Below are 22,958 nucleotides of genomic sequence, written 5' to 3'. Positions count from 1 at the left end.
GGGTCAAGCGACCTGTCAACTGGCCGGTTCACGCCGGCTGGCGATGGCCGGCCTTTTGCCAGAACGTCGCCAGGAATCCCTCGGCCACCAGCAGGGGCTGGCCATGGCGCCAGAACACCGACCGGCGCGCGAGTATGCGCGCATCCCGATTGACGGCGTCGCGGCTGTTCGTCGCGTTGCGGCCATGCAGGGCGTGGCGGATATCCACCACCTTGCCGTCGCCACGATTCCATGGTCCCGGCGCCTCGGCCACGACCGTGCGCGCGGTGGCGTAGAAGGGTACGCCGGCCGCCAGCCGCCGGCATTCGAATGCCGACCGCGACACGGTGCGATCGTGGTACAGCATATCGGCCAAAGGCCGGCTGCGCAGCCGGCGCATGCCTTGCCAGGTGCCGCGCGACGCGGCCAGCGGCGTCAGGCTGCGGGCGACCACGCCATCCACGCCATCGACGGACATCAGGACTTCGCGGACCCAGACCGGCGATCCCGGACGCAGCCGCATGGCGCGCGCTTCGTCGACCGGTGCGGCCTGAGCATATTCGGCCAGCACACGCAGGCGGAATTCGCCCAGTTGACGCAGGCCGGCGGTCAGGGCGCCGGGACGGAAAAGCCAGAATTTCTGGGTGACGGTGCAGGAGGGCGGGGGCAGGGGCATCCAGCCTAGGCTGCCGGGATGGAGCATTTTCATGGCGACGTATTATCCCGCAAGTGCGCGGTACGCGATGGAGAACGCGGGCAGCGGGCCTGCGCATGGCGGCCGGGTGGGCCAAAGCCGCTAGAATGTCGGCTTTCTCGACGCGCGCCATGGAAAAAGTACGTATCTCCAAGCTCATGTCGGAACGCGGCCTGTGTTCCCGGCGCGAGGCCGACAGCTATATCGAGCGCGGCTGGGTGCGCGTGGACGGCGAAGTGGTGTCCGAACTCGGCGCCAAGGCGTATCCCGGCCAGACCATTACGCTGGAGCGCGCGGCACAGGCGCAGCAGCGCGAGCGCGTCACCATCCTCATCCACAAGCCCATGGGCTATGTCTCCGGGCAGGCCGAAGACGGCTACCAGCCCGCGGCCGCCCTGATCGATGCCCGTTCCCGTGCGGCCAACGATCGTTCCCCAGTGCGCTTCGACCGCGCCCATCTGCGCGGCCTCGCGGTGGCGGGACGGCTCGATATCGATTCCACCGGCCTGCTGGTGCTGACACAGGACGGCCGCATCGCCAAGCAGCTGATCGGCGAGGATTCCAGCATCGAAAAGGAATACCTGGTGCGCGTCCAGGGACGCCTGGACGACCGCGGGCTGGCGCTGCTCAATCACGGCCTGTCGCTGGACGGCAAGGCGCTGCGCCCCGCCAAGGTGGCCTGGCAGAACGACGACCAGTTGCGCTTCATCCTGAAGGAAGGCAAGAAGCGGCAGATCCGCCGCATGTGCGAACTCGTCGGGCTGAAGGTGGTGGGGCTGAAGCGGGTGCGTATCGGCCGTGTGATGCTGGGCGACCTGAAACCGGGCCAATGGCGTTATCTGCGTCCGGACGAGCGGTTCTAGGCGCCGTGCCCGGCTGCCGCGTCAGGGGCCGGATTCGGGCAGCGGCAGCGCGGTCTGGTACTTGACCTGCTTCAGCGCGAAGCCGGAGCGGATGTTCTTGACCCCGGGAATCCGCGACAGGTGGCTGACGATGAAGCGCTCCAGCCCCCGCATATCGGGAACCACGACACGCAGCAGGTAATCGGCGTCGCCCGTCATCAGATAGCACTCCATGACTTCCGGATAGGCCGCCATCGCCTGCTGGAAGCGTTCGAGTTCCGCTTCGACCTGCTTTTCCAGGCTGACCTGGATGAATACGTTCAGGCTCAGCCCCAGCATCAGCGGGTCGGCCAGGGCGACGTAGCGGCGGATCACGCCGGCGGTTTCCAGCGCTTTCACGCGGGCCAGGCAGGGGGAAGGCGACAAATGCACGCGGCGCGCCAGCTCCACGTTGGTGATGTTCGCGTCGGTCTGCAGCACTTCCAGAATGCGGCGGTCTATGGTGTCCAGGGGCGAGGTCGGCATGGCGTGCCTTGCGGGATGCAGATAGCAGCATTTTATGCCGTATCAACCGTTTATAAATGGATATTTCAAACGCCTATGCCGGCCGGTGAGGCCTAGGATGAGCGTCAGCGGCTGGCCTATGCCCGCGCGCCCCGACGCCATCCTGGAGAGCCCCATGTTCGATACCGATACCGTGCAGTCCCGCAGTGCCCTCGAGCAGGGACGGGACGCGTCGACTACCGGCCCGGCGGTCTTGAGCGGAATGCCCGCCGTCGGGATGGGAATGCCCGCGCCCGCGATGGCTGCGGAAGGTGCCGCCCAGGACATCGATCCCCAGGAAACCGCCGAATGGCGCGATGCGCTGGCGTCGCTGGTCGCGGCCGAGGGGCCGGGCCGCGCGGCCTTCGTGCTGGAAGCGTTGCTGGCGCACGCCGCGCGGCTGGGCGTGCGTGGCCATGGTCCGGTTGCTTCGGCCTATCTGAATACCATTCCGGCCGGGCAGGAACCGCCGTTCCCCGGCGACCTGCGCATCGAGGAACGCATCGCGTCCATCAATCGCTGGAACGCGCTGGCCATGGTGGTGCGGGCCAACCAGGCGCACGGCGAGCTGGGCGGGCACATCGCCAGCTATGCATCGGCCGCGGATCTGTTCGAGGTCGGCTTCAACCATTTCTGGCGCGCGCCCGCCGCCGGCCACGGCGGGGACCTGGTCTACATGCAGCCGCATTCCGCGCCCGGCGTGTATGCGCGCGCCTTTCTGGAGGGTTTTCTGGGCGAAGCGGACCTGGCGCATTTCCGCCGGGAAATCACCGCCGCCGAACATGGCCTGCGGGGGCTGTCTTCGTACCCGCATCCCTGGCTGATGCCGGATTTCTGGCAGTTCCCGACCGGGTCCATGGGCATCGGCCCGATCAATGCGATCTACCAGGCGCGCTTCATGCGCTATCTGGAGAACCGCGGCCTTGCCGCCCCATCCGACCGCAAGGTGTGGGGCATCTTCGGCGACGGCGAAATGGACGAACCCGAATCGGTTGCCGCGCTGACGCTGGCCGCGCGCGAGCGGTTGGATAACCTGGTCTTCGTCGTCAACTGCAACCTGCAGCGCCTGGACGGGCCGGTGCGCGGCAACGGCCGCATCATCGACGAGCTGGAAACGCTGTATGCGGGCGCGGGATGGAACGTCATCAAGCTGCTGTGGGGCGGCGATTGGGATCCCCTGCTGCAGCGCGATACCTCCGGCGCCCTGGCACGTGCTTTCGCGCATACCGTCGACGGCCAATTCCAGACGTTCGCCGCCAAGGACGGTGCCTACAACCGGCGCCAGTTCTTCGGCCGCGACCCTGCGCTTGCCTCACTGGTGGCCGATTGGTCGGACGAGGCGATCGATAGGCTGAGCCGCGGCGGCCACGATATCTTCAAGATCCATGCGGCCTATCATCGCGCGGTGCGGCATGCGGGGCAGCCCACCGTGATCCTGGCGCAAACGAAAAAGGGCTATGGCATGGGCGAGGCGGGCCAGGGCAGGATGACGACGCACCAGCAGAAGAAGCTGGACGTCGAGGCCTTGCTGGCGTTTCGCGATCGCTTCGCGCTGCCGATCGGCGATGCCGATTGCGCCGCCCTGGCCTTTTACCGGCCGGCCGAGGATAGCGCGGAAATGCGCTACCTGCGCGCACGCCGCGCGGCATTGGGCGGCTGCGTGCCACGCCGCCGAGCCACGGCGCCGGCGCTGGATACGCCGCGCGTCGAACAGTGGGGCGCCTTCGCGCTGGCCCCGGGCGGCAAGGAGATGTCCAGCACCATGGCCATCGTCCGCATGCTGACTGCCTTGCTGAAAGACCCTGGCATCGGCGCGCGCATCGTGCCCATCGTGGCGGACGAGGCCCGCACCTTCGGCATGGCGAACCTGTTCCGGCAGGTCGGGATCTATTCCTCGCAAGGGCAGCTGTACGAGCCGGAGGACATCGGTTCCGTGCTGCATTACCGCGAGGTGCGCGACGGGCAGATCCTGGAAGAGGGCATCACCGAAGCCGGCGCCTTGTCGTCGTGGATCGCGGCCGGCACCAGCTATTCCGTCAACGGCCTGCCCATGCTGCCGTTCTACATCTATTACTCGATGTTCGGTTTCCAGCGCGTCGGCGACCTGATCTGGGCGGCTGCCGACCAGCGGACCCGGGGCTTCCTGGTCGGCGCCACGTCCGGGCGCACGACGCTGGGCGGGGAAGGGCTGCAACACCAGGATGGCAGCAGCCACATCGTGGCGGCGACCATTCCCAACTGCCGCGCCTACGACCCTGCCTATGCGTATGAAGTCGCGGTCATCGTCGAAGCCGGCCTGCGGCGCATGCTGGGCGAGCAACGTGACGAGTTCTACTACCTGACGGTCACCAACGAGAACCTGCCGCAGCCCGATATGCCGGCCGATCCGTCGGCTCGCGAAGGCATCCTGCGGGGGATGTATCGCATGCATGCGGCCGACGGTACGCCGGTCATCCGCCTCGTTGCCGCGGGTGCCATCGTGGCCGAAGCGGCCGTGGCCGCGTGCCGCCTGCGGGACGAATACGGCATCGCCGCCGAGGTCTGGAGCGCCACGAGTTTCTCGGAGCTGGCCCGCGAGGCGCGCGCCGTGGAGCGCGCGCGCCTGCTCGGCGGCGATGCCGCGCCTTCGTGGATCGAGAGGCAGTGGGGCACGACCCCGCTGCCCGTGGTGGCGGCCAGCGACTACGTGCGCGCCGTGCCCGAACAGATACGCGCCTGGGTCGGCGCGCCCTACAGGACGCTGGGCACGGACGGCTTCGGCCGCAGCGATACCCGCGCCCGCCTGCGCGATTTCTTCGAGGTCAGTGCGGACTGGCAGGTATTGACCGCCCTGGACTTGCTGGGCCACGCCGACGCCGCCCGCACGCTGCGCGCGCGCCTGGTCGACAACCACCGCGCCGTTCCGCCCTGGGAACGCTGACCCACGCCGCCAACGCCCACCAATCCGCGCCCCTTCAAGGCGCCCAACACCTCGTCGCGCCCCGGAACGAACGATCCACTGCCTTCACCGTTGCTCCACAGTCCTACACAACCATACAAATGCACCCGACCCAGGCCGCGCCAAGAACACAGGTGTGCATCCGACCCGGGACGCGTCAAGAACACAGATGCCTCCGACCCGGGACGCGCGGATCCGGCTTCGCCGGTCCGCAGCGTCGCCCCCTGGGGGAAGCGCGCAGCGCTTCGGGGGGGACATCTCCACGGCTTCGCCGGTCCGCAGCGTCGCCCCCTGGGGGGAAGCGCATAGCGCTTCGGGGGGGAGCCCTCAACTTCTAGACCACTCGCGGTGCAGCCGCTCGGTCAGGAACTCCACGAGAATGCGGGTCTTGACGGGCAGCAGACGGGTTTCGGTTACCGCGTACACCGGGAAAGGTCCGACCTCCCAATCCGGCAGCACGCGCTGCAAGCGGCCCGCGGCCACTTCCTGTGAGGCGCTGACGTCGCTCAGCACCGCGATCCCGGCGCCCAGCGTGGCCAGACGCCGTATCATGCCGGCAGAGTTCAGCGAGAATCGTTTTCCCGGATGAAACTCGATATGCTCGCCGTTCCGGTGCAGCGGCCACGGGGTAATGCGGCTACCGGGCGTCGCGCGGAACTCCATGCATTCATGCCCGGCCAGGTCATCCGGATGGCGTGGCACGCCGGATGCCGCCAGGTACGCCGGCGCTGCATACAGGTAGGCCGAGATCGATCCGAGCTGGCGCGCGATGCGGGTGGCCGAGTGCAATGCGCCGATTTCGATGGCCACGTCGCACGATTGGAAGACCTTGCCGGCATGTTCGGGCGCTGCCATGTCCAGGTGAAAAGTGACGTCCGGATAGCGGCGGGAAAACGCCATCAGGGACTCGGCAAGAAAATCCGTGCCGAAATCCACGGGCATATTGACCCGCAGCGGGCCGGCCAGGGTGCTGGCCAATCCCTGGATTTCCTCGTCGGCGACCCGCGCTTCGGCGACGATGTGCTGGCAGCGCTCGAAGTAGCGCGACCCCGCGTCGGTCAGTTCGACCTTGCGGGTAGTGCGGCTGAGCAATTGCACGCCCAGGGAGCTTTCGAGTTCCGCCACCTGGCGCGACAGCGTGGACTTGGGCATGCCTAGCGTCAAGGCCGCGCGGCTGAAACTTTTGGCGCGCGCGACCTCGACAAACAGCTCCATAGTGAGCAGGCGTTTTGTCATGACGTTATTGTCTCATCAATGGAACTATGTTTTCCCAAACGTGGTCTTTGTTACGCGGATGGAATAGTGCAAAATCTGGGCTTTTGCAATGCAGCAACGCGTCGCGCCCATCGGGCCCCGCATGTTGTCGTGATGGTGACGACGGTCGGTGTTCGCCGGCCGGCTCTAGTTGGAATCAGGAAATGCACCGTATGAATAAGAAGACTGCCGGGCGCGTGGCCGCGGTGGCCGCTATCGGTTTGCTCGCGTTCACGCTGGCCGCCTGCGGAAAGAAGGACAACGCGGCCGCTGCCCCCGCCAAGCCGACCGTCGGGGTGGTTACGCTCAAGACGCAGCCCGTATCGCTGACGACTGAATTGCCGGGCCGGACCGCGCCGTTCCGGGTGGCCGAGGTTCGGCCGCAGGTCAACGGTATCGTGCTCAAGCGGCTGTTCGTCGAGGGCGGCACGGTCAAGGCGGGACAGCAGCTTTACCAGATCGATCCGGCCTTGTACCAGGCCACGCTGGATAGCCAGCGCGCCGCGCTGGCCCGCGCCGAAGCCCAGGTCAAGACCGCGACCCTGCTGGCCGAACGCTACAAGCCGCTGACGGAAACCCGCGCGATCAGCCGCCAGACCTATGACGACGCCGTTGCCGCGCGCGACCAGGCCAAGGCCGACGTACTGTCCGCCAAGGCGGCGGTCGATACCGCGCGCATCAACCTGGTCTATACCAAGGTACTGTCGCCCATTGAGGGCATCATCGGTCGTTCCGCCGTCACGGAAGGCGCGTTGGTTACCGCCAACCAGACCACCGCCCTGGCCGCGGTCCAGCAGATCGATCCGATCTACGTGGACGTCGTGCAATCCAGCGTGCAATTGCTGCGCCTGCAGGACGAACTGGCCAAGGGGCAGATCAAGCGCGCAGCCGGCGAGCAGGCGGGCCAGGTCACGCTGACGCTGGAAGACGGCACGCAGTACAACCACGACGGCAAGCTGCAGTTTTCCGAGGTGACGGTGGACCAGAGCACCGGCTCGGTCTCGCTGCGCGCGGTCTTCCCGAATCCCGAGCACCGGCTGCTGCCCGGCATGTTCGTGCGCGCCAAGCTGGTGGACGGCGTCGCCACCCAGGGGTTGCTGGTGCCGCAGCGCGGCGTTTCGCGCAACCAGCGCGGCACGCCCATCGCCTACGTGGTGGACGAGCAGGGCAAGATCCAGGTCCGCGACCTGACCACGGATCGCGCCATCGGTTCGGACTGGCTCGTCACCAGCGGCCTGAAGGCCGGCGACAAGGTGGTGGTAGAGGGTCTGCAGACGATACGCCCCGGCATGGAGGTGGCGCCGCATGAGGTCGCCGTGCAGCCGGCGACCACCGCGGCGGCCCCGGCCACCCCGGCGCAATAAGGCCGGGAAGGAGTTCCAAGCATGGCTAAGTTTTTTATCGAAAGGCCGGTGTTCGCCTGGGTGATCGCGATCGTCATGATGCTGGCGGGCGCGTTGTCCATCCTGCGCCTGCCGGTGTCCCAGTATCCCGCCATCGCCCCCCCGTCGATCAGCATCCAGGTGAATTATCCGGGCGCGTCGGCCCAGACCGTGCAGGATACGGTCGTGCAGGTCATCGAACAGCAGATGAACGGGCTGGACAACCTGGAGTACCTCAGCTCGGAAAGCGCCGCCGATGGCAGCGTGACGATCACGCTGACTTTCGCGCAGGGCACCAATCCCGACACCGCCCAGGTCCAGGTCCAGAACAAATTGTCGCTGGCGCAGCCGCTGCTGCCGCAGGAAGTGCAGCAGCAGGGTATCCGCGTGACCAAGGCCACCAAGAACTTCCTCATGGTGGCGGCGTTCATTTCTACCGACGGCAGCATGAACCGCGCCGACCTGGCGGACTACGTGGCGTCCTATGTGCAGGATCCCATCAGCCGGACGAACGGCGTGGGTGACTTCCAGCTGTTCGGCTCGCAGTACGCCATGCGCATCTGGCTGGATCCCGCCAAGCTGCTGAACTACAACCTGACCACCATCGACGTGGTCAACGCGGTTTCGCAGCAGAACGTGCAGGTCTCCACCGGCCAGCTGGGCGGACTGCCCGCCGTACGCGGCCAGGACCTGACGGCCACCATCATCGGCCCGAGCCGCCTGCAGACGGCCGAACAGTTCGGCAACATCCTGCTCAAGGTCAATCCGGACGGCTCGCAGGTGCGCTTGCGCGATGTCGGCAGTGTTGCCCTGGGCGCGCAGTCGTATACCATCGACAGCCTGTACAACGGCAAGCCGGCGGCCGGCCTGGCCATCAAGCTGGCCAGCGGCGCCAACGCGCTGGATACCGCCGATGCGGTCCGCCGCACCATCGATGGCCTGAAGCCGTTCTTCCCGCCGGGCATGGAAGTGGTGTATCCGTATGACACCACGCCGTTCGTCAAGCTTTCCATCGAGGACGTGTTCAAGACCCTGGGCGAAGCCATTGTGCTGGTGTTCCTGGTCATGTACCTGTTCCTGCAGAACCTGCGGGCCACGCTGATTCCCACGCTGGCGGTACCGGTGGTGCTGCTGGGCACCTTCGGGGTGTTGGCGGCATTCGGGTATTCGATCAATACGCTGACCATGTTCGGCATGGTGCTGGCCATCGGCCTGCTGGTGGACGATGCCATCGTGGTCGTGGAAAACGTCGAGCGGGTGATGGCCGAGGAGGGGCTGACGCCGCGGCAGGCCACCCGCAAGTCCATGGAGCAGATTACCGGCGCGCTGGTCGGCATCGCGATGGTGCTGGCGGCCGTATTCATCCCGATGGCCTTCTTCGGCGGCTCCACGGGCGTGATCTACCGGCAGTTCTCCATCACCATCGTGTCATCGATGGCCTTGTCGGTGCTGGTCGCGCTGGTCTTCACGCCGGCGTTGTGCGCGACGCTGCTCAAACCCGTCGACAAGGACCATCACGAAGCCAAGACTGGCTTCTTCGGCTGGTTCAACCGGACATTCCATCGCGGCAGCCACGGCTATGCCAACACCGTGGCACGCGTGCTGAACCGCACGCCGCGGCTGATGCTGATCTACGCGCTGATCGTGGCCGGCATGGTCGTCATGTTCACCCGCATCCCCACGTCCTTCCTGCCGGATGAAGATCAGGGCATTTTGTTCGTCCAGATCGCCACGCCCTCGGGCGCGACGGCCGAACGCACCCAGGCCGTCATCGACCAGGCCACCAAGTATTTCCTGGACAACGAGAAGGATACGGTGGCGTCGGTGTTCTCGATCAACGGCTTCAACTTCGGCGGTCGTGGCCAGAACGCGGCGCTGATGTTCGTCAAGCTGAAAGACTGGGGTGACCGACCGCTGGCAAAACAGAAAGTGGCGGCCCTGGCGCAGCGGGCTTCCGGTCATTTCGCGCGGTCTATCCGCGATGCCATGGTGGTGGCCTTCGCGCCGCCCGCCGTGCTGGAGTTGGGCAACGCCACCGGTTTCGATCTGATGCTGATGGATCGCGCGGGCCTGGGCCACGAAGCCCTGCTGAACGCGCGCAACAAACTGCTGGGCGAGGCCGCGAAAAGCCCCATCCTGGCCGGCGTGCGGCCGAACAGCGTCGAGGACGCCCCGCAGTACCGGCTGAACATCGACCGGGAAAAGGCGCGCGTGCTGGGCGTCTCCATCCAGGACCTGAACAGCGTGCTGACGACGGCCTGGGGTTCGACCTATGTCAACGACTTCATCGACCGGGGCCGCGTCAAGAAGGTGTACGTCCAGGGCATACCCACATCGCGCATGCTGCCCGACGATTTGAACAAATGGTACGTGCGCAACGCGCAGGGCGATATGGTGCCGTTCTCGGCCTTCGCTGCGGCGGAATGGAGCTACGGACCGCAGAAACTGAACCGCTACAACGGCGTGCCGGCCTATGAAATCCTGGGCCAGCCCGCGCCTGGGCGCAGTACCGGCGAAGCCATGGCGGAAATGGAGCGCCTGGCCGCCACCATGCCTGCCGGCATCGGCTACGAATGGACCGGGCTATCGTACGAAGAGCGCTTGTCGGGTTCGCAGGCGCCCGCGCTGTACGCAATCTCGCTCATCGTCGTGTTCCTGTGCCTGGCGGCGCTGTACGAAAGCTGGTCCATTCCGACGGCGGTGATGATGGTGGTCCCGCTGGGGATCATCGGCGCGCTGGCGGCCACGCTGCTGCGTGGCCTGTCCAACGACGTGTACTTCCAGGTCGGACTGCTGACCACGGTGGGGCTGGCGGCGAAGAACGCCATCCTGATCGTGGAGTTCGCCAAAGAGCACTATGAATCCGGGGCCAGCCTGACGGAGGCCGCCATCCATGCGGCGCGCCAGCGCCTGCGACCCATCCTGATGACATCGATGGCCTTCATCCTGGGCGTCGTGCCGCTGGCCATCGCCAACGGCGCCGGGTCGGGCAGCCAGAATGCCATCGGCACGGGCGTGATCGGCGGCATGCTGACCGCGACCTTCCTGGCTATTTTCTTCGTGCCGACCTTCTTCGTGGCGATGCTGCGCCTGTTCAAGGTCAAGCGCCAGAGCGAGCGCGGCGATCCGCACGATCCCAAGGACGAGAAGCACCGACCGGCACCGTCTTCCCCGGCAGGGGGGCATGCCGAATGACCACCAGAACAATGAGAACTCCGCTGCGCATTTCCCTCTCGGCCGCGTTTATCGCGGCGCTGGCGGGCTGCTCCCTGATGCCCGACTATGAGCGGCCTGCCGCGCCGATCGATGCTGCCTACCCCAGCGGACCGGCCTATCGTTCCGCCAACCAGGCCACTGTCCCCCCGGGCGGCCTGGCCACCGCCGACGTGGGATGGCGCGATTTCTTTACGGATCCGCTGCTGCAGGAGCTGATTTCGCTTTCGCTGCAGAACAACCGCGACCTGCGCGTGGCGGCGTTGAACGTCGAGGCGGCGCGCGCGCAGTACCGTATCCAGCGTTCGGAGCTATTCCCCACGGTGGGCGTGGGAGCGCAGGAAACGGCGCAGCGCACCCCGGGCGACTTGTCCCGCAGCGGCAGCGCGACGACCACCCGCACCTATCAGGTGGGCGCCAGCGTCGCGTCCTGGGAACTGGACTTCTTCGGGCGCATCCGCAGCCTGAACGAACAGGCGTTGCAGCTCTATCTGGCGCAGGACGAGACGCGCACGGCCACGCAGCTTTCGCTGGTGTCCGAGGTCGCGACGGCCTACCTGACCTTGCGCAGCGACCAGGAACTCTTGCAGCTCACGCGCGATACGCTGACGAGCCAGCGGGATTCCTATAACCTGACCAAGCAGAGTTACGACAACGATATCGCGACCGCGCTGGACCTCAGCCAGGCCGAAGTATCGGTGCGCACCGCCGAACGCAACCAGTCGCAATTTGAACGGCAGGTCGCCCAGGACATGAACGCGCTGGTGCTGCTGCTGGGCAATCCGCTGCCGCAGGATGTGCGTGCCAGGCTGGAAACACCGGCCTCGTTGAACGATGCCATGATGCCCACGGGCTTGCCCGCCGGGCTGCCGTCGGATCTGCTGGAACGGCGGCCGGACATCCGCGCGGCGGAGCACCAGCTCGAGGCGGCCAACGCCAATATCGGCGCGGCCCGGGCGGCGTTCTTTCCCACCATCTCGCTGACGGCCAGCGCGGGCACGGCCAGCGCCAGCCTGGGACGCCTTTTCAAGGGCGGGCAGGGCGCCTGGAGTTTCGCGCCCGAGATCACCATGCCGATCTTCGCCGGCGGCTCGCTGCAGGCGAACCTGGATCTGTCCAAGGTGCAAAAGCGCATCGAGATCGCGAACTACGAGCGGTCCATACAGTCGGCGTTCCGGGACGTGGCCGATGCACTGGCGGGCCGTGGCACGATCGATGACCAGATCCGCGCGCAGCAGTTGCTGGTGCAGGCCAACCAGCGCGCCTACGACCTGTCGCAGCAACGGTTCCGCCAGGGCGTGGACAGCTATCTGAACGTGCTGGATTCGCAACGGTCGCTGTACGACTCGCAGCAGATCCTGGTGCAGACACGCCTGGCGCGCCTGACCAACCTGGTCGACCTGTACAAGGCGCTGGGCGGCGGATGGACGGAACATACCGCGCAGGCATCGCCAGGCGCGCCCGGGCAGGCCGCGCCGCAACAGACCTCGCAGCAGATGCCGCAACAGACCTCGCAACAGACGACGGCGCCACAGAACGCCATGCAGGTGGAGCCGGCGGGGATGCGGGCGGCGCGCTAAGCGGTGGCGGCCGGCCAGGCCGTGCCGCGCGCCTGGCCGGTCGGCACGGCGCGCGCAACCTGCCGGCGCGCAAGCCTCAATCCGTGTGCGCGTCCAGCGTGTAGCGGGCGCGATCGTCCTGAGCCAGCACTTCCTTCAACCAAGGCAGCGCTTCTTTCAGCTGGGCGGCCAGCGTCCAGGGGGGATTGACCAGAAACATGCCGCTGCCGTGCAGGCCGAAGCCATCGGTCGCGGGTTTTTTGACCGATAGCGAAACGTGCAGCCAGCGCCTGCCGGCTTTTTCCAGCTGGCGCGGCATTTCCAGCGATTCGCGTCGCTGCACCTGCGGGTACCACACGGCATACATGCCGGTGGCAAAGCGCTTCAGTCCTTCCTTCACGGCCAGCGCCACCCGCCGATAGTCCTGTTTGTCTTCATACGAGGGATCGACCAGGACCAGCCCGCGGCGCGGCGGCGGCGGGAGCAGGGCTTTCATGCCTTCGAACCCATCGGTATCGAAAATGGTGGTCTGGCGCAGCGCCACGCCCCCTCGTTTTTCCAGGTTGCCCACCAGCACCTCGGCTTCCGTCGGGTGCGCCTCGAATAGCCGCAAACGGTCGTGCTCGCGCATGGCGTCCAGGGCCAGCCAGGGAGAGCCGGGATAGAGGCGCGGCTGGCCGTTCGGGTTGTAGTCGCGTATGCGCTCGAGATAGCGCGCCAGCAGGGGCGGCACGTCCGCGCGTTCCCATAGCCGGCCGATGCCGTCGGCGAACTCGGCATTCTTGCTGGCCCAGTCGCTGTCCAACCGGTACAGGCCGGCGCCGGCATGCGTGTCGATCACCCAGTAAGGCGTGTCTTTCTGGCCCAGGTAGTCCAGTACATGGATCAGGATGGCATGCTTGAGCACATCGGCATGGTTGCCGGCGTGGAAGGCGTGGCGATAACTGAACAAGGTGTGCTCTCTGTTCCTGCGAGGTTCATGCGTCAGGCCGGATGGTGGCCAGTTCGTCGGTGAAAATGGCATCGACGCCCCAGTCCAGCAGGTCGCGCGCGCGCGACGGGTCGTTCACCGTCCAGGCCGACAGGCGATAGCCGGCGCCGTGCACGGCCTTGACCAGTTCCGGAGTGACGTCTTTCTGGTTGACGTTGAAGGCGATGCAATCGTGCTGCACCAGACGGTCGCGCCAGTCCATGGGTATTTTCTCGACAAGCAGCGCGCGCGGCAGCTTGGGCGCGGCGACGTGGGCGGCCGCCAATGCTTCCTCGGAGAACGACGACAGCAGGGGCGGCACCGCCGCGTCGCGCCAGAGCTCGCGCACGGCCAGCGCGACGGCGGTGCCGGTCTCGGTTTCGCGGCCTGGGCAGGGCTTGATCTCGACGTTGCTGGCAATGCCCTGTTCCAGGGTATAGCGCGCGACTTCCTCCAGGGTGGGGATGCGCGCCCCGGCGAAACGCTCGGAATGCCAGGATCCGGCATCCAGTTCGGCCAGTTCGGCATAGGTTTTGGCGCGCGCGGGACCTTGCCCGCTGGTCGTGCGGTCGACATCGTCGTCGTGCAGCAGGATCAGGACATTGTCCAGGCTGAGTTTGACGTCGTATTCGAACATGCGAAAGCCGTGCTCGGCGCCGACGCGCATGCCGGCCATGGTGTTTTCGGGGGCCAGCCTGCCGCCGCCGCGATGGGCGATCAGGCGCGGGTAGGGCCAGGCGGGAAGGGGAGTGTCCATAGCGGAATCGGGCATTGGGGACGAACCCGTCAGCATACCGGAACCTTGGCAATGCGACGCTGTGCGCCGCTTGCGGCCGCGTCCCCCGCGGCGAGGGGCGGCTCCGTCCCCCAATGCCTGCCGCCGGCGTCCGAAGGTGTTAAACTCCTCTGCCCGCTGATCCGGCATTACAGCAAGAAGCGAGGCGGATACAGTTCGCTTTTTTTGGCGCCGGGCCGTTCGAAGCCGGAATCCCCCAGGGGGATAGGCGCGCCGCAACAGGGATCTCATGTTCGATTTCATCCGCAACCATCAGCGTTGGATGCAGCTTATCCTGCTGATCCTCATCGTTCCGACATTCGCCTTCTTCGGCGTGCAAAGCTACAGCAGCTTCATGTCCGAGGAACCCAAGATGGCGACCGTGAACGGCAAGCCCATCACGCAGCGCGAATACGACCAGGCCCGGCGCGACCAGCTGGACCAGTATCGCCAGATGATGGGCGCGCAGTTCGACCCCGCGCTGGTGGACACACCGGCCATGCGGCAGCGGCTGCTGGATCAGATGATCAACCAGCGCCTGCTCGCGGCCGCCGCGGCCGACAACCACTTTTCGGTATCGGACGAGACGCTGCGCAATACCATCGCGTCGAATCCTGCCGTGCAGGACAACGGCAAGTTCTCGCCCGAACGCTATCGCGCCGTGCTCGCCGCGCAAGGGCTGACCCCGGCGACGTTCGAAGCCGGCCTGCGTCGCGACCTGGCCGTCGGCCGGGTCCTGGATCCGATCTCGCAATCGGCCCGCCTGCCGGCCACGGTGGCGGGGTCCATCGAACACGCGCTGACCGAAACCCGCCATGTCCTGACGCGGCGCTTCGCCGCTGCCGATTACAAGGGCAAGGTGCAGGTCAGCGACGCGGATATCCAAAGCTGGTACGACGCCAACAAGCAGCAATACCAGGTGCCGGATCAGGTCCAGGCGCAATACCTGGTGCTGGACGAAGCCGCCGCCAGTACCGGCATCAAGGTCAGCGACGACGACATCGCCAAGTACTACGAACAGAATAAAAGCCGCTTCGGCCAGCCGGAGCGCCGCCGCGCCAGCCATATCATGATCAAGCTGGCGGCGGACGCGACGGACGCGCAGCGCAAGGCCGCCCGCGCCAAGGCCGAGGACATCGCCCGGCAGGCCGCGGCCAATCCCGGCGCATTCGCGGAATTGGCCAAGAAATATTCCGAGGATGCCGGTTCCAGCAGCCGCGGGGGCGACCTCGGGTGGATCGGTCCCGGCATGCTGACGCCGGCGCTGCAAAAGGCCGTCGACGGGTTGAACAAAGGCCAGGTGTCCGGCGTGATCGAAAGCCCGTTCGGCCTGCACGTGGTGCAACTGACCGATCTGCAGCCGGCGCAAACCAAGCCGCTGGCCGAGGTACGGGACCAGATCGTCGAGGAAATCCGCAAGCAGATCGCCTCGTCGCGTTTTTCCGATATGGCGACCAAGCTCACCTCGCTGGTGTATGACCAGCGCGACAGCCTGCAGCCGGCCGCCGATGCCCTGGGCCTGAAGCTGCGCCAGGCCGGTGGCATTACGCGTAGCGGCCTGCTGCCGCAGGACCAGGCCGGCCCCGGCGCCGCCTCCGCCAGCCCCGATTCCGCGCTGCTGGACAACCCGCGTGTGCGCCAGGCCCTGTTCAGCCCGGAAGTCCTGCGCGACAAGCAGAACTCCGGTGTCATCGAGCTGACGCCCGATACCATGCTGGTGGTCCGCGTGGCGGCCAGTACGCCGGCCCATGTGCCGCCCCTGGATCAGTTGAAAGACAAGATCCGCGCGCGGCTGATCGAAACCCGCGCCGCCGATGCAGCCGACAAGGCTGGCCAGCAGGCGCTGGAAGCCTTGCGCAAGAATCCCGCGGCCGCGGCCGACGGTTTCGGCGGCGCGATGGACGTATCGCGCCAGAATCCGCAGAGCCTGTCGCGCCCGGTGCTCGATGCCGTCATGCGAGCGCCCGCGATGCCGCTGCCTTCCTACACCGGCGCGCGCGATGGCGACGACTATGTCATCGCGCGGATCGACAAGGTCGAACCCGGCAAAAGCAATTCCGATGCCTTGACGGCTTTGAACCAGCAATTGTCCGGTGCCTGGGCCCAGGCGGAAGACGAGGCCGTATTGAAGATGCTGCGCCAGCAGTACAAGGTCGAGATCGCGCCGGCGGCAGCGCGTGTGCTGCAGGGCGGCGATACCGAACAGCAGACAAGCTGACGCGGCGGAAGGCGCGGGGCGCGCAACTCGCGCGTATCAAACCCGCGCCACGCCCACGCCGCGGCGCGCATGGCATAGGCCGGGTGCGCGCCGCTTGGGCGTCAGTTCAGCATCGGCCGCAAGCCGGCCCAGACGTTGTCCAGCAATTTCGGTTGCCCGCGTTCGTTCGGATGCAGGCCGTCGGGCTGGAACAGGTCCCGGTCGGTGGCGATGCCTTCCATCAGAAAGGGCACCAGGCGGGCGTTTTCCGCCTGCGCGACCTTCTCGAACAACTCCCGGAACTGGTCGGTATAGGCGCGGCCGTAGTTTGGCGGGATCTGCATGCCCACCAGTAGTACCGCGGCGCCGGCTTGCCGGGCTTGCCTGGCCATGGCGGTGAGGTTCTGTTGCGTCATGGACAGGGGCAGGCCGCGCAGTGCGTCATTCGAGCCCAGCTCCAGAATAACGATGGCCGGATGATGCTGCCGCAGCAAGGCGGGCAAGCGCGTCAGACCGCCGCTGGTAGTATCGCCGCTGATGCTGGCGTTGATGACCGTCCATGCGGGTTGCTCCTGGGCCAGGCGGCGTCCCAGCAGGGGCACCCAGCCGGTCCCGCGCGCGATGCCATATTCGGCGGATAGACTATCGCCGACCACAAGGATGGTTTTGCGGGCCGGGGAACCGGCGGCGGCGGTGGCGGTCTGAGCATGGGCTGCGGTCGCCAGCAAGGCCAGTACGGTGGCAAACAACAAACGGATGAGCGGGCGCATGGATACGGGTAACGCGATAGAGGTGCGGGGGTTGGGCAAGCGGGTCGCCGACGCGGGCGGCACGTTGGCCATACTGGATGCCATCGATTTTACGGTGCCCGCCGGGACGGCCCTGGCGATCACCGGCAGCTCCGGTTCCGGCAAGTCGACATTGTTGGGACTGCTGGCCGGGCTGGATGTTCCCAGCAGCGGCTCGGTAACGCTGGCGGGCCGGCCGCTGTTCGATCTGGACGAGGACGGCCGCGCCCAGTTGCGGGCGCGTCACGTGGGCTTCGTCTTCCAGTCCTTCCAGCTGCTGCCCAACCTGACCGCGCTGGAAAACGTCATGCTGCCGCTGGAGTTGGCGGGCCTGCCCGCGCGCGATGCCGCGCGCGGCATGCTGGAACGCGTCGGCCTGGGCGACCGGTTGCACCACTATCCACGCACGCTATCGGGCGGCGAACAGCAGCGGGTATCGCTGGCGCGCGCCTTCGTGGTCAAGCCGGACTTGCTGTTCGCCGACGAGCCCACCGGCAGCCTGGATGCGGCCACCGGCGCGCGCATCATCGATCTGATCTTCGAATTGCATCGCGAACACGGCGCCACGCTGGTGCTGGTGACGCATGACGCCGGGCTGGCGGCGCGTTGCGAGCGGCAACTGGTGCTGGCGGCCGGGAAAGTGGTGTCCGGGGCCTGACGACGGGTCAGGCGCCGGACATTCCCGTTTGCCGCGGCCCGTTATGCCTTCATCGGGAAGGCTGGATGTTCTGGTTGTGGCGAAACAGGTTATGCGGGTCGTAGCGGCCCTTGATGGTGGCCAGCCGCGCATAGTTGGGACCATAGGCCGCGTTGACGCGCGCGGACTCTTCCTCCGTCATGAAGTTCACGTACACGCTGCCCAGCGAAAACGGGGCTGCCGCATCGAAGAACTCGCGTGCCCAGCCTATGCAGGCCGCATCGTCGGCGGCGGCGTCCCAGCGCGCATGCACGTTGACGATGTACTTTGCATTGCGGTTGGGATAGGCCGTGGCGTCGGACGGCACGCGCCCGGCCTGCCCGCCGAGCTGCCCAAGGAAGATTTCACATTGCGGCGATGGCAGGCGCGACGCCGAACCGATCAGCGTGTCGAACAGCCCGTCCGACAGTTCGGCGAAGTCATGGGATTTCCAGTAGTTGCGCGCCCCCGGCGTCAGTAGCGGGTCGAAGGCTTTCTGCCAGGCGATATACGGCATGACGCCCAGGTGCTCGCCATGCGGCGTGCCGAATTGCCGCACCGGTTCGACCACCAGCGGGCCGTTTTCCACCGGTCCGCTATAGCAGATCGCGAAGACGGCGACCGGTTTCCCATGCACCTCGGTGGGCAGAAAGGGAAGCGGCGGCGCCTGCCGCAGCACCGCCCATACCGTCAGGTCTTCCGGCATGGACTTGGCGGCCTGGCGGTAGGCGTGCAGGGCGTCGCGTGCCTGGTCCATCGGCAGCACCACCAGTCCGCCGTAGATCTGCGGGCCGACCGCGTGCAGCTCGAACTCGAACATCGTGACGGCGCCGAAGTTGCCGCCGCCGCCGCGAATGGCCCAGAACAGATCCTCGTGCGCTCCCGGGCCGGCATGGACCAGTTCGCCGTCTGCCGTGATGACGTCGGCCGCGCGCAGATTGTCCACCGTCATGCCGAAGCGGCGGCTCAGCCATCCGAAGCCGCCGCCCAGCGTCAGGCCGGCGATGCCGGTCGTCGAGTTGATGCCCAACGGCGTGGCCAGGCCGAAAGCCTGGGCTTCATGGTCGAAATCGGCCAGCGTGGCACCCGGTTCGACCCAGGCGCGCTGCGCCGCCGGATCGATGCGCACCGATCGCATCGTCGACAGGTCCGCCATGATGCCGCCATCGCAAATCGCGCTGCCGGCGATGTTGTGACCGGCGCCGCGGATGGTCAGCGGCACGCCATGCTCGCGCGCGAACAGGATTGCGCACCGCACGTCGGCAACGCCGGCGCAGCGCGCGATGGCTGCCGGACGACGGTCGATCATGGCATTCCATACTTTGCGCACTTCGTCGTAGTCGGGATCGGCGGGTAGCACGACGCGGCCCCGCATATTGGCCTTCAGGTCATCGATGGCGGTGCTGGAAAGCGTGAACATGGAAATCCCCCTCGGCGGGGGCCAGGTCCAGCTCCATCCCGCCGGCAATGGATGGCCGGTGCGTGCGGACGCGCGGGCGACAGCAGTCCCGGTGCCCAAGGCCTTGCGTGGCCGCGCCGGCACGGCCGCGTCAGGTATGTCGCGGAAAACCCGACGGGGTGTTCAGGCGCGGCGAGGCGTGTCGACGGGCGGCGTGCCGTCGTGGAAGAGCGTGCGGATCTGCTGCCGCAATTCGGGTGTGTCGGCGTGGCGATGAACCGCGCAGGCGTGCTGCACGGCGGCCTCCAGCAATTCGTCTTCACTGTCCGCCGAAAGGGCGACCGAGCAGTTGCTCTCGCTGGGGAACTCCCGGCAATCGATGTATTTGCGTGGCATGATCGTCTCCTTCCCGCCCGCAAGCGTTTTGTGTGCAAGGCAGTATAGGACGACATCCGGCGCGCTCATCGGCGCGCGGCCGCGCCTACGGCAAACGGCATAAACCGGTTGTGTCCCTTGTCCGAAGCGGCGGGGACGGCCGGCCGGATGCCCGGGCCATCAAACCGGCACCCGCGCGCGCCGCCATTCCAGGATCCCTATCGTGATGCCGCTGCCGCAAATGATGGCGATACCCACCCACGTCAGAGCATCGGGGAAATGGCCCCAGATGAGCCAGCCGGTGGTCGTGGAGCTGACGATCTGCAGATACGTGAACGGCGCCAACGTCGATGCCGCGGCCTTGCGGTAGGCGGCGATCTGGAGCAGATGGCCGAAGAAGCCCGTGACGCCTGTCGATATCAGGACGCACCAGTGCAGCGGGTCCAATTCGCGCAGAACCGGCAGCGCGGCGGGCACGACATAAGGCAGGGCGATCGACAGCACCACGGTGCCGACGCCGCCGCTCCAGATGATGGAAGTCAGCGGATCGTCCGCGGCCACGCGCCGGCTCGCGATGTATTGCCCGGAAAAACAGAAAGCGCCGGCAAGCCCGAACAGGGTGCCCGTCGGATCCAGGCCCCCACCGGGCCGGATGACCACCAGTACGCCCAGGAAGGCCACTCCCGCCGCGATCCAGCGCGACAGGCGCGGCGGTTCGCGCAGAACCCAGGGCGCGAGCAGCAGTACGATCAGCGGCGCCAGGAAGTTGATCGCGGTGGCTTCGGCCTGCGGCAGATAGCGCAGCGTCGTGAAGAACAGAAGGGTGGCACCCAGCATGGCGCCGCCGCGCAGCATTTGTTCGCGCGGCTTGCGGCTGACCAGGATGCCCCATCCCTTGGCCGGCACGATCAGGGCCAGGGCCACGGCGAAGTGCGCGGCATAGCGCACCCAGGAAAGCAGCAGCATCGGCACGCCGGCGGCCATGACCCACTTGCCGCTGGCATCCAGGCTGGACAGTGTCCACATGGAAACCAGCAGCAGCGCGATGCCGGCCAGCGGTTGCGTGGAAATCGCCATCGTGCCGGCCGCTGTCGCGCCGCGCCCCACATGGGCTTGTTGCGCCCGTGTAGCCATAAGCCTGCTCTCCTCGGTGGCCATGGACCGGTGACCGGTCCGGCCGATGTGCTGTTTCTGGCGCCCGCCATGATACGCTCAGAGCGATCAATTTTACTGATGGCCCCGGCCCGCCCCTTGTTTCATGATCGACCTGCGCAATATCGAGACTTTCTTCTGGGTCGCCCGCCTGGGGGGCTTTCGCGCCGCCGCAGAAAAGCTCAACGCGACGCAGCCCGCGATCTCGCAGCGTATCGCCTCGCTGGAGTCGACGCTGGGCGTGCGGCTGTTCGAGCGGGATTCGCGCGGCATTACCCTGACCGCCAAGGGCTACGAGCTGCTGTCGCATGCAGAGCGCATGCTGCAGATGCGCACGGACATGCAGCGCGCCGCGGCCGCGCAGAACGTCATGAGCGGTACCTTGCGCCTGGGCGTGTCGGAAACGATCGTGCACACATGGCTGCCGAGCCTGATGGAATACATGCACGAGGCCTATCCGGCGCTGATGGTGGACATCCAGGTCGATACCAGTACGGCGCTGCGCACGCAGCTGGCCTCGCACCAGATCGACCTGGCCTTCCTGCTGGGGCCGATGGACGAGCCCCGCGTCGAAAGCATTCATTTGTGCCGCTATCCGCTGGCCTGGATCGCCAGCCCGCAGCTGCGCCTGGGCCGGCCGCCGATTTCACTGAAGCGCCTGGGGCGCTGGCCGGTCATCACGTACACGTCCAATACCGACCCGCATCGGTCGGTACGCCGCATCCTGGTCGAAAGCGGGGTGCAGACGCCCCGCATGTACGGCAGTTCCGCCCTGAGCGTGATCGTGCGCATGACGCTGGACGGTATCGGCACCGCCGTCATCGCGCCGGTCATCCTGGGCCGCGAGCTGGCGCAGGGCCTGCTGCAGATCCTGGACGTGCAGGCACCCGAGCTGCCGCCGCTCAATTACACGGCATGCTGGATGCAGGGACCGGACAGCCATGTGGCGCGCACCGTTGCACAGGCTGCGCAGTACATCGCCCGCGAGGACGCGGCGCGCACGGCGGGTAATCCGGTCACCCTGGATCCTGCTCCGCTGGCGGTACCGGGATTAGGGATTACCCCGCGTCCGCCCGCCAAGGCCGAAAAGTAGAGCAGGCGCCCGCGGCGCGGTTTACCCCGCAAAACAGGGCCTGGCGCCATGTGCGATAAGAAATTGTTATCACGGTTCATCGGAACATGTGATTGGACAGCGCCGCGGCCGGTACGGTGCAATGCGCTTCTGATAAGAATTCATGAGATTCACACGGGGAATTCACGATGTCCGCTCACCCGCAGCATTCCATGGCCGGCACGCCATCGGCCTCCCTCCAGGCTCGCCTGGATGCACGATCCGGCGCAATGACCGGTCCGACCGCCAACGTGGCACCCGGTTACGTGCAGGCCAATCTGGCGATCCTGCCCAAGGAAATGGCCGACGATTTCCTGCGCTTCTGCCTGCGCAATCCCAAGCCTTGCCCCATCCTGGCGGTATCCGAACCCGGCGACCCTTCGCTGCCGGAGCTCGGCGCGGATATCGATATCCGTACCGACATCCCGCGCTACCGCGTGTGGAAGGACGGCGTGCTGGTCGAAGAACCGTCGGACGTCCGCCATGTCTGGCGTGACGACCTGGTGTCCTTCCTGATCGGTTGCTCGTTCTCTTTCGAGGAAGCCATGCTGGACAACGGCCTGCCGGTTCGCCACATCGAGCAGGGCTGCAACGTGCCGATGTACCGCACCAATGTCCCGACCGCGCCCGCCGGCCGTTTTTCGGGACCGCTCGTGGTGTCGATGCGGCCGCTCAAGCCCGCCGACGCCATCCGCGCCATCCAGGTGACGTCGCGCTTTCCGTCCGTCCATGGCGCGCCGGTTCACTTCGGCGATCCCGCGGCCATCGGCATTGCCGACATCGATCGTCCCGACTACGGCGACGCGGTCGATATCCGCCCCGGCGAGGTCCCGGTGTTCTGGGCTTGTGGCGTCACGCCGCAGTCCGTCGTCGCGGCGGTCAAGCCGTCGTTCTGCATCACCCACGCGCCCGGCCATATGCTGGTCACGGACCTGATCAATAGCCGCGTCGCGGCCTTGTGAGCGCCGGGCGCAAGCATTCTTGATCGGCCCTGCAGGGCATGCGCGGTCGCGCGCCCTGCGTCCGCCGCCGTCGATGCCGAAGACGGCGCGTATTCCGGTATGGGCGCGGCGTTTTGTCAGGGTTTGTTCGGGCGGTTTCGCGGCGATGC

General features: G+C 66.7%; 18 protein-coding genes. 9 read left to right on the top strand and 9 right to left on the bottom strand.

The window, feature by feature from the left end:
• Window positions 1-28: 28 nt before the first annotated feature.
• Window positions 29-688 carry a chorismate--pyruvate lyase family protein gene (locus ACO1P8_RS09740; protein ID WP_486295687.1) on the bottom strand — a complete coding sequence of 220 codons (660 nt, stop codon included), beginning with the start codon at window positions 686-688 and terminating at the stop codon, window positions 29-31.
• 116 nt (window positions 689-804) lie between these two features.
• Here ACO1P8_RS09740 and ACO1P8_RS09735 point away from each other — a divergent pair, with 116 nt between their 5' ends.
• Entirely contained in the window at window positions 805-1,536 is a 732-nt protein-coding gene (locus tag ACO1P8_RS09735; RefSeq protein ID WP_486295686.1) for a pseudouridine synthase, read from the top strand.
• Between the two features lie 21 nt (window positions 1,537-1,557).
• Here ACO1P8_RS09735 and ACO1P8_RS09730 read toward each other — a convergent pair whose 3' ends face one another.
• Window positions 1,558-2,040 (bottom strand): Lrp/AsnC family transcriptional regulator, encoded by a 483-nt coding sequence (locus ACO1P8_RS09730; RefSeq protein ID WP_486295685.1) that lies wholly within the window; start codon window positions 2,038-2,040, stop codon window positions 1,558-1,560.
• 277 nt (window positions 2,041-2,317) lie between these two features.
• Between ACO1P8_RS09730 and mdeB the strand changes: the two genes are divergently transcribed.
• Window positions 2,318-4,978 (top strand): alpha-ketoglutarate dehydrogenase, encoded by a 2,661-nt coding sequence (gene mdeB, locus ACO1P8_RS09725; RefSeq protein WP_486295695.1) that lies wholly within the window; start codon window positions 2,318-2,320, stop codon window positions 4,976-4,978.
• A 345-nt stretch (window positions 4,979-5,323) separates the two neighbouring features.
• Here the strand turns inward: mdeB and ACO1P8_RS09720 are convergent, their stop codons facing one another.
• Window positions 5,324-6,211 carry a LysR family transcriptional regulator gene (locus ACO1P8_RS09720; protein ID WP_486295694.1) on the bottom strand — a complete coding sequence of 296 codons (888 nt, stop codon included), beginning with the start codon at window positions 6,209-6,211 and terminating at the stop codon, window positions 5,324-5,326.
• A 212-nt stretch (window positions 6,212-6,423) separates the two neighbouring features.
• Here ACO1P8_RS09720 and ACO1P8_RS09715 point away from each other — a divergent pair, with 212 nt between their 5' ends.
• The 3 genes from ACO1P8_RS09715 to adeC are packed head-to-tail and all read left to right on the top strand — an operon-like array spanning window position 6,424 to window position 12,425.
• Window positions 6,424-7,614: an efflux RND transporter periplasmic adaptor subunit gene (locus tag ACO1P8_RS09715; protein WP_486295684.1), complete on the top strand. Its 1,191-nt coding sequence runs from the start codon at window positions 6,424-6,426 to the stop codon at window positions 7,612-7,614.
• Window positions 7,615-7,635: 21 nt separating this feature from the next.
• Window positions 7,636-10,827, top strand: a complete 3,192-nt coding sequence (locus ACO1P8_RS09710; protein WP_486295683.1) for an efflux RND transporter permease subunit — start codon at window positions 7,636-7,638, stop codon at window positions 10,825-10,827.
• 11 nt (window positions 10,828-10,838) lie between these two features.
• Window positions 10,839-12,425 carry an AdeC/AdeK/OprM family multidrug efflux complex outer membrane factor gene (gene adeC, locus ACO1P8_RS09705; RefSeq protein WP_486295682.1) on the top strand — a complete coding sequence of 529 codons (1,587 nt, stop codon included), beginning with the start codon at window positions 10,839-10,841 and terminating at the stop codon, window positions 12,423-12,425.
• 76 nt (window positions 12,426-12,501) lie between these two features.
• Here adeC and ACO1P8_RS09700 read toward each other — a convergent pair whose 3' ends face one another.
• Both ACO1P8_RS09700 and ugpQ read right to left on the bottom strand, forming a co-directional pair.
• Window positions 12,502-13,356: a 23S rRNA (adenine(2030)-N(6))-methyltransferase RlmJ gene (locus ACO1P8_RS09700; RefSeq protein WP_486295681.1), complete on the bottom strand. Its 855-nt coding sequence runs from the start codon at window positions 13,354-13,356 to the stop codon at window positions 12,502-12,504.
• 25 nt (window positions 13,357-13,381) lie between these two features.
• Window positions 13,382-14,131 (bottom strand): glycerophosphodiester phosphodiesterase, encoded by a 750-nt coding sequence (ugpQ, locus tag ACO1P8_RS09695; RefSeq protein ID WP_486295680.1) that lies wholly within the window; start codon window positions 14,129-14,131, stop codon window positions 13,382-13,384.
• A 268-nt stretch (window positions 14,132-14,399) separates the two neighbouring features.
• Between ugpQ and ACO1P8_RS09690 the strand changes: the two genes are divergently transcribed.
• Window positions 14,400-16,367, top strand: a complete 1,968-nt coding sequence (locus tag ACO1P8_RS09690) for a SurA N-terminal domain-containing protein (RefSeq protein ID WP_486295679.1) — start codon at window positions 14,400-14,402, stop codon at window positions 16,365-16,367.
• Window positions 16,368-16,468: 101 nt separating this feature from the next.
• On the opposite strand, the gene ACO1P8_RS09685 is transcribed toward ACO1P8_RS09690, so the two are convergent.
• Window positions 16,469-17,116 (bottom strand): arylesterase, encoded by a 648-nt coding sequence (locus ACO1P8_RS09685; protein ID WP_486295678.1) that lies wholly within the window; start codon window positions 17,114-17,116, stop codon window positions 16,469-16,471.
• Here ACO1P8_RS09685 and ACO1P8_RS09680 point away from each other — a divergent pair.
• The gene (locus tag ACO1P8_RS09680; RefSeq protein ID WP_486295677.1) at window positions 17,115-17,792 is read left to right on the top strand and encodes an ABC transporter ATP-binding protein; all 678 of its coding nucleotides are present in this window, start codon (window positions 17,115-17,117) and stop codon (window positions 17,790-17,792) included. The genes ACO1P8_RS09685 and ACO1P8_RS09680 overlap by 2 nt on opposite strands.
• Before the next feature lie 49 nt (window positions 17,793-17,841).
• Here ACO1P8_RS09680 and ACO1P8_RS09675 read toward each other — a convergent pair whose 3' ends face one another.
• The 3 genes from ACO1P8_RS09675 to ACO1P8_RS09665 all read right to left on the bottom strand — a co-directional run bounded on the left by ACO1P8_RS09675 (window position 17,842) and on the right by ACO1P8_RS09665 (window position 20,661).
• Window positions 17,842-19,230, bottom strand: a complete 1,389-nt coding sequence (locus tag ACO1P8_RS09675) for an FAD-binding oxidoreductase (protein WP_486295676.1) — start codon at window positions 19,228-19,230, stop codon at window positions 17,842-17,844.
• A 162-nt stretch (window positions 19,231-19,392) separates the two neighbouring features.
• Complete coding sequence (locus tag ACO1P8_RS09670; RefSeq protein ID WP_486295675.1) at window positions 19,393-19,605, bottom strand: DUF1059 domain-containing protein; 213 nt, start codon at window positions 19,603-19,605, stop codon at window positions 19,393-19,395.
• Window positions 19,606-19,764: 159 nt separating this feature from the next.
• Entirely contained in the window at window positions 19,765-20,661 is an 897-nt protein-coding gene (locus ACO1P8_RS09665; RefSeq protein WP_486295693.1) for a DMT family transporter, read from the bottom strand.
• 181 nt (window positions 20,662-20,842) lie between these two features.
• Here ACO1P8_RS09665 and ACO1P8_RS09660 point away from each other — a divergent pair, with 181 nt between their 5' ends.
• Complete coding sequence (locus ACO1P8_RS09660; protein ID WP_486295674.1) at window positions 20,843-21,829, top strand: LysR family transcriptional regulator; 987 nt, start codon at window positions 20,843-20,845, stop codon at window positions 21,827-21,829.
• Between the two features lie 167 nt (window positions 21,830-21,996).
• Entirely contained in the window at window positions 21,997-22,809 is an 813-nt protein-coding gene (locus tag ACO1P8_RS09655; RefSeq protein WP_486295673.1) for a putative hydro-lyase, read from the top strand.
• Window positions 22,810-22,958 lie beyond the last annotated feature (149 nt).

The organism is Bordetella sp. (assembly GCF_057362025.1).
This window is presented reverse-complemented; position numbering and strand designations above follow the sequence as displayed.

Excerpts from the sequence above, each read along its gene's own strand:
- ACO1P8_RS09740 (WP_486295687.1), bottom strand. The coding sequence starts at position 688 with ATGAAAATGCTCCATCCCGGCAGCCTAGGCTGGATGCCCCTGCCCCCG.
- ACO1P8_RS09735 (WP_486295686.1), top strand. The coding sequence starts at position 805 with ATGGAAAAAGTACGTATCTCCAAGCTCATGTCGGAACGCGGCCTGTGT.
- ACO1P8_RS09730 (WP_486295685.1), bottom strand. The coding sequence starts at position 2,040 with ATGCCGACCTCGCCCCTGGACACCATAGACCGCCGCATTCTGGAAGTG.
- mdeB (WP_486295695.1), top strand. The coding sequence starts at position 2,318 with ATGGCTGCGGAAGGTGCCGCCCAGGACATCGATCCCCAGGAAACCGCC.
- ACO1P8_RS09720 (WP_486295694.1), bottom strand. The coding sequence starts at position 6,211 with ATGGAGCTGTTTGTCGAGGTCGCGCGCGCCAAAAGTTTCAGCCGCGCG.
- ACO1P8_RS09715 (WP_486295684.1), top strand. The coding sequence starts at position 6,424 with ATGAATAAGAAGACTGCCGGGCGCGTGGCCGCGGTGGCCGCTATCGGT.
- ACO1P8_RS09710 (WP_486295683.1), top strand. The coding sequence starts at position 7,636 with ATGGCTAAGTTTTTTATCGAAAGGCCGGTGTTCGCCTGGGTGATCGCG.
- adeC (WP_486295682.1), top strand. The coding sequence starts at position 10,839 with ATGAGAACTCCGCTGCGCATTTCCCTCTCGGCCGCGTTTATCGCGGCG.
- ugpQ (WP_486295680.1), bottom strand. The coding sequence starts at position 14,131 with ATGGACACTCCCCTTCCCGCCTGGCCCTACCCGCGCCTGATCGCCCAT.
- ACO1P8_RS09690 (WP_486295679.1), top strand. The coding sequence starts at position 14,400 with ATGTTCGATTTCATCCGCAACCATCAGCGTTGGATGCAGCTTATCCTG.
- ACO1P8_RS09680 (WP_486295677.1), top strand. The coding sequence starts at position 17,115 with ATGGATACGGGTAACGCGATAGAGGTGCGGGGGTTGGGCAAGCGGGTC.
- ACO1P8_RS09685 (WP_486295678.1), bottom strand. The coding sequence starts at position 17,116 with ATGCGCCCGCTCATCCGTTTGTTGTTTGCCACCGTACTGGCCTTGCTG.
- ACO1P8_RS09675 (WP_486295676.1), bottom strand. The coding sequence starts at position 19,230 with ATGTTCACGCTTTCCAGCACCGCCATCGATGACCTGAAGGCCAATATG.
- ACO1P8_RS09670 (WP_486295675.1), bottom strand. The coding sequence starts at position 19,605 with ATGCCACGCAAATACATCGATTGCCGGGAGTTCCCCAGCGAGAGCAAC.
- ACO1P8_RS09665 (WP_486295693.1), bottom strand. The coding sequence starts at position 20,661 with ATGGCGATTTCCACGCAACCGCTGGCCGGCATCGCGCTGCTGCTGGTT.
- ACO1P8_RS09660 (WP_486295674.1), top strand. The coding sequence starts at position 20,843 with ATGATCGACCTGCGCAATATCGAGACTTTCTTCTGGGTCGCCCGCCTG.
- ACO1P8_RS09655 (WP_486295673.1), top strand. The coding sequence starts at position 21,997 with ATGTCCGCTCACCCGCAGCATTCCATGGCCGGCACGCCATCGGCCTCC.